Source organism: Synechococcus sp. R8-2 (assembly GCF_047461715.1).
Lineage (GTDB): Bacteria > Cyanobacteriota > Cyanobacteriia > Thermostichales > Thermostichaceae > Thermostichus.
Map to the genome: position 1 here is coordinate 1 of NZ_JANSHQ010000142.1, position 5,347 is coordinate 5,347.

At 58.1% G+C, this 5,347-nt stretch carries 8 protein-coding genes; 7 read left to right on the forward strand and 1 reads right to left on the reverse strand.

The window, feature by feature from the left end:
- The 6 genes from NW819_RS03990 to NW819_RS04015 form a co-directional block, all read left to right on the forward strand.
- Nucleotides 1–365, forward strand: a 365-nt coding sequence (locus NW819_RS03990) for a ferredoxin (protein ID WP_414412958.1), incomplete at its 5' end; no start/stop codon positions are given.
- A gap of 232 nt (nucleotides 366–597) precedes the next feature.
- Nucleotides 598–1,278, forward strand: coding sequence for a V4R domain-containing protein (locus tag NW819_RS03995; protein WP_414331881.1), 681 nt, complete (start codon nucleotides 598–600; stop codon nucleotides 1,276–1,278).
- A gap of 59 nt (nucleotides 1,279–1,337) precedes the next feature.
- Nucleotides 1,338–1,619, forward strand: coding sequence for a hypothetical protein (locus tag NW819_RS04000; RefSeq protein WP_414331880.1), 282 nt, complete (start codon nucleotides 1,338–1,340; stop codon nucleotides 1,617–1,619).
- A gap of 63 nt (nucleotides 1,620–1,682) precedes the next feature.
- Nucleotides 1,683–2,270, forward strand: a complete 588-nt coding sequence (locus NW819_RS04005) for a hypothetical protein (RefSeq protein ID WP_414412959.1) — start codon at nucleotides 1,683–1,685, stop codon at nucleotides 2,268–2,270.
- A gap of 24 nt (nucleotides 2,271–2,294) precedes the next feature.
- A complete protein-coding gene (locus NW819_RS04010) occupies nucleotides 2,295–2,765 on the forward strand; it encodes a phycobilisome protein (protein ID WP_011432225.1) in 471 nt (156 codons plus the stop codon).
- Nucleotides 2,766–2,883: 118 nt separating this feature from the next.
- On the forward strand, nucleotides 2,884–3,573 hold the full coding sequence (locus tag NW819_RS04015) for a V4R domain-containing protein (RefSeq protein ID WP_414344044.1): 690 nt from the start codon (nucleotides 2,884–2,886) through the stop codon (nucleotides 3,571–3,573).
- A gap of 25 nt (nucleotides 3,574–3,598) precedes the next feature.
- Here the strand turns inward: NW819_RS04015 and NW819_RS04020 are convergent, their stop codons facing one another.
- Nucleotides 3,599–4,306, reverse strand: coding sequence for a hypothetical protein (locus tag NW819_RS04020; RefSeq protein ID WP_414407806.1), 708 nt, complete (start codon nucleotides 4,304–4,306; stop codon nucleotides 3,599–3,601).
- A 284-nt stretch (nucleotides 4,307–4,590) separates the two neighbouring features.
- On the opposite strand from NW819_RS04020, the gene NW819_RS04025 reads away from it, so the two are divergent.
- Nucleotides 4,591–5,347: trypsin-like peptidase domain-containing protein (locus tag NW819_RS04025; RefSeq protein WP_414412960.1), on the forward strand; the 757-nt coding region annotated here is incomplete at its 3' end.

Consider the following 5,347-nt stretch of genomic DNA (forward strand, 5'->3'; position numbering starts at 1 on the left):
GCCTCTGCGCCACCTGTCATGTTTACGTCAAAGAGGGAATGGAAAGCCTCACTCCCATCACCCCCCGCGAGGCCAAGACTCTGGAGACCATTACCAGCGCCCGCAGCAATTCCCGGCTGGCCTGTCAGGCGCGGGTGGTTTCCGATGGCGTGGTGGTGGAGCTGCCGCCGGGGATGTACGTGAACTCGCTGAGGGATATCGAAGTGCTCATCGGTCGGCGGGCCGAACAAGACCTGCTGCACCCACGGACGGGGAAGGTTTTGGTGGAGCAGGGCAAGATCATCACTCGCTCTACTGTTAAGCAGCTAGAAAATGAGGACTTCCGCATCATTGGCAATACGCTGGCCCAAACTCGGGAAGTTTGATGGATTGTCGATATTCAGGGATCCCTTGGGCTCAGCGGGCATTGTCTTATAGACAATCAACCAAGGATTGAACAATGTTGGATCCCTCAGATAGCTGACCAAGTTTATCGAATGCTTAGCCATTCATTTTGTTGACTCATTGGCATTGTCTGGCCCAGTTGATCCCTACAAATCCCACCAAATCCTGTTGCTTTGCAATCTAGAATTATCCATTTTTTATCAGGAGAGCGCCATGGCCACCACATCTCGACCGGATCCCCGTCCTGCAGTCACCCTGCCTGTGGGCCGCGACAAGCATGCTCACTACAGTTACCGCGATTTCTTTCGCTTCAACCGAGATCAGGGCACGATTATCGATTGGAACAACACCCAAAATCTGCTGTTGAGCGAAGACTTTATTGTGGGCCTGCAAACAGGCTTGGAACGGGAGGTGGGGGATGCTTCGGCGGCGGTGATGTACACCATTGGCAGAGATTGGGGCATCCGCGATGCCAAGCACTTCTCCGAGTGGTACGAGCGGGAGTATGGGATTGGCGTAAAACAGTCCAACCTTTTGTTTTTGCTGGAGACTTGGTGGTGGCCTTTTACGGCTCAGGGCTGGGGCAAGTGGGAGGTGGAAACCGAATCCAAACAAAAAGGCTTCCTGTTTATCAACTTGTTTGACTCGATGGTGGCTCGCACCCTTGGGGATGTGGGCAAGCCGGTTTGTCATCTCTATGCCGGGCTATTTGCCGGGTTTTTCACCGCTATGACTTCCCGCGAGCTGGCCTGCATCGAGATCCAGTGCTACGCCATGGGGGAAACCTACTGCAAGTTCCTGTTGGGCGGGCAAGAACGCATTGATGCCGCCAATTTTTGGATCACCGAAGGGGCCAGCGCCCGCGAGATCGAGCAGCGTTTGCACCAGTTGTGAGGCTTGCTTGTGGCTTTTGAAGGCTCTCTGGGATCCCTCGACACTTTGGAGAAACGCCCATGGTCACCTTCAACTTAGACACCGATCTGGACTTAACCCAGCCGCTGGCGGTCTTTTTGCAGGGGTTGAACTGGGATAACCGACCCCCGGCCAAGGCTCCCTTTGCTCAAGAGCCGCCGCCGCAGTCCCCCATGCTCTTTGCCCAATCGGTGGGACAGTTTTTTGCCGGCTTCAATTGGTCGGGCATCTGCCCACGCTCAGAGCCGCTGCCGGAATTGCCGGCAGAGGATCCCTTTACTCTTGAGGATTTTGCCGCCTTGTTTGGCGGAGCTTTGCTCTAGCTCTGGTTTGTTCAGGGCTCTCAGTTGTGCTCTCTCGATCCGTGCTCTAAGGAGACTTCACCCATGGATGACCTTCACTCTTGGCCGGAGCGCATTGCCGATCGAGAAGGGGGTTACCTAACACCCGACGATCTGCAAGACCTGATTCGCTACTCTCTCTCTTTTCAAGAACGGCTGGAGCTCTACCAGGTCTTACAACAGCAGGAGCTGACCTGGATCCAAAAGGTTTTGCAACAGCAGGGGCCAACCCCCGTCGCGACAGCGTTGCCCAGCAGCAATCCCGCCAGAGAGGGGGCAGAACCTTCTCTAACCCCGGCTCAGCGCCTCTTGGCTCGTCAATTGGCCTTTTGTTTGCGCTCCCTGGGCCTGAGTCTGTTGCTGGGGGATCCCACCCCTGTGCAGCAGGTAACTCTTGGTGCGATGGAACAGTACCTAGGGTTGCCGCAAGCGCTCGCTCAGCTACGGGCAGTGGTTCAGGGATCCCTGCCGGCGGATCAGCAGGGGTTGCTTGCCCCCTACTGGCAAGAGCTGCAGACTGTCTGCGCAACTTCTCAGGCCCAATCTCCTTCCCCTTCTTCTTCTGAGATGGAGGTTGACCTACCCACAGTTCCGCCGGAGCGGGCTCTCACCTTGGCGGAAATGTTTGTGTGAAGCCAACTAACGGAGGATCTGTCCATGAATTCAAGGGTTGCCGAGCTGATGCACCAAAGTGAGGGCCGCTATCTGCGCCCAGATGAGTTGAAAACTCTACACGCCTACGTGGAAGGGATCCCGAAGCGGGTCCGCCTTTACCAGGTTCTGCAGGCCAAAGAACAAGAGCTGCTGGATCGGGTGATGGAGAAGTTTCAGCCGATGATGCCGAATTTAATCCGCCAGCATGGTCACCTGGCCTGGGAGCGCTGCCGCCGGGATCTGAGCATGGTGTGGCGCTACTGCTGCATGGCCATGCTGCTCAACGACGAAGACTACCTGAGGGATAAATTGCTCTACTGGCTGGAGACGATCCTGAAATCGTTCAAGATGCGCGACCAATGCCAGCCTGCCTACAAGTTAATGCTCGACTCCCTGACCTACATCTTTGGGGCAGAAGAGAGCGAGATGATCCGTCCTTATCTGCTTTTGGCCAAATCCATGCTGGTTAACTAGGTCCATTCGCCCTCAATGGATTCCCTAGTTTTGCCAATCCACCGGACATTCATCCCTTCACTCCAAAAGGCCAAGTTCCAGCCGCCCTCAAATCCGTCCATCCCCCTGTGAGATAGCCATGACTACCCTGCAAGAGATTCTGCAAGACCAGATCTTGCCTGGGCACTGCTTTAGCCCTGCCTACTACATCCGCCCTGACATCCACACCGGACTGCTCTACAGCCGCGGAGGATACCGCTTGGCGGCCTTTCCCATGCCCCTGCTGGAGGCTCTCTACTCCGGCCTGCGCTATGAAACTGGCCAAGCCACCCGCGTCATTCTCTACAACTGTGGCCGCGATTGGGGAGAGGCATTTTTCCGCCGTGTTGAAGACGAGCTTTCCGGCTACTACCAGCAGCCGCTGCAGGAATTGCCGATGGGGATCTTCCTGGATGCCCTCAGCGACCTCTGGGCCACCCACGGTTGGGGACGCCTGGAGCTGGACTTTTCCGCTGCTGACCACGGCTTGGTTCAAGCCGGGATCCGCCATTCCGGGTTTGCCCTGGCCGCTCGCGCCAGCTTCAACCTGGAGGAAGCTTCTACACGGCAAGAGCCTGCCGGATACCTAGAGGCGGGAATGCTGGCCAGCCTCTTCTCATTGCTTTCGGGGCGGGATCTCATCTGCGTGCAGACCACCTGCGAATCCCTAGGGGCCGACCTCAACCGCTTCCTCATCGGTACGGCCCAGCGGCTGCACCACTGCGAGGAGTGGGTGCGCAAAGGCCTCTCCCACGAGGAGATTCTGGATCGGCTCACCGCCAGTCCCTAGGGCCAGAGCTGTTTTCAGGGGCTCGCTAGGGCAGGTAGGGCTGAAAATCTTGGGTGACCGTCAGAGTCAAGTTGGCATTGGCGTCGATCACCGCCACTTCCGGCGCCGTTACATTGCCGATGACAGCCCCTGCCGCCGCTCCGCCCAGCACTTTCTCCGTCGAGATCACCCGGTCGCCGAAGAGGCCCCCCAAAATCGCTCCTGCGGCTGCCCCGATCAAGGCATCTTGCACAATCGCTTCCCCGGAAGTGTGGCGGGGATCCTTGCGCAGCGGGATAACCTGGCTCTGAGCGTAGAGGGGGTAGGATTGGCCGTTGAAAATCAGGGCCCGCGAGACAAACTGGGTGCCGCCGCTCACCGGCTGAAATTGGCCTTCCAAAACGGCCCCCGCCGGGACGACCGTGTTGCCGTAGATGTCCCGCAGAGGAGTATCCAGGCTGAGGCTGACGGCACGGGTTTCCCCAGGGGCAATCAAGAGGGTTTCTGGGGAGCGATGCACCGCCTGGATCAGATCCCCGGAGCGCAATAGCAACGTGGTTTGCAGTTGAAAGGGCTGGCCAGGTTGCAGGGGTTGAGGGCCAGGGGGAAGGGGGCGAGGATTCACAGGACGCCATCCCTCACCGGCAGGCGGTGGTGGCAAGGGCCCCATTTGGGCCAAAACTGGGGCGGCCATCTGCGCTGAGAGCAATCCGCCAAGCAGAGGAGCCAACAGGCGGCTGGCTGGGTTGGTCATGGTCTTACCCCCATTCATCATTCCTACGCTAGCTGCAAACCGGACAAAACCGGGAGCCTTTCGGGCCTTACCTATCTTTTACCTATCTTGATCAAAGCCAACTGAATGGAAATGGGCTACCTCAGGTGAGCAGATTCCGCTGCTCTTCGCTCCAGATAGAAGTACGGAAAAACGCTAGGGTTGCCCACTCTGGGATCCCTGCTGTCCATGTTAGATTAGGCTCTAGGTTTCTTCCCCTGCGTGGGGCCGAAGTCTTGCAGCATCCCAACCCTCTTCTTGTAGCTATGAAGCGCAGCACATCCATGCCGGGCCAGCCCTCTCCCGGGTCAGAAGCTTCCGCCCAACCTGCTCAATCCTCTTTCCAGCCTTTTGCCATCTCCACTTGGAAGTCTCTTCTCTCGTCAGTGCTGCTGGTGCTGCTGGGCATTGGGCTGGGAGCAGCTCTGGTGGGGGGCAAGGGGGTATCTGCCCAGACGACGGCAACCCCGCCCCAACTGAACCTGAATTTCATCGCCGATGTGGCGCAAAAGGTGGGGCCGGCGGTGGTTCGCATCGATGCTGAGCGGACGGTGCGCGCCCCTGCCCCTTTTCCGGAGGAGTTTTTCAGCGATCCCTTTTTCCGGGATTTCTTTGGCCAAGCGATCCCTTCCATCCCTCGGCAGCGGCGACAGCAGGGAACCGGCTCTGGGTTCATCATCAGCCCAGACGGCCAGATCATCACCAATGCCCATGTGGTCGAGGGATCCGACAAGGTAACGGTGACGCTCAAGGATACCCGCAGCTTTGATGGGCAGGTAATCGGTTCGGATCCGGTTACGGACATCGCCGTGGTGAAGATCAACGCCCAGAACCTGCCGACCGTGAAGCTGGGGCGCTCGGAAACCCTGGAGCCGGGCCAGTGGGCCATTGCCATCGGCAACCCCCTGGGTTTGGATAACACCGTTACGGCTGGGATCATCAGCGCTTTGGGCCGTTCCAGCGGGGAGATTCGGGTGCCTGACAAGCGGGTATCTTTTATCCAAACGGATGCGGCCATTAACC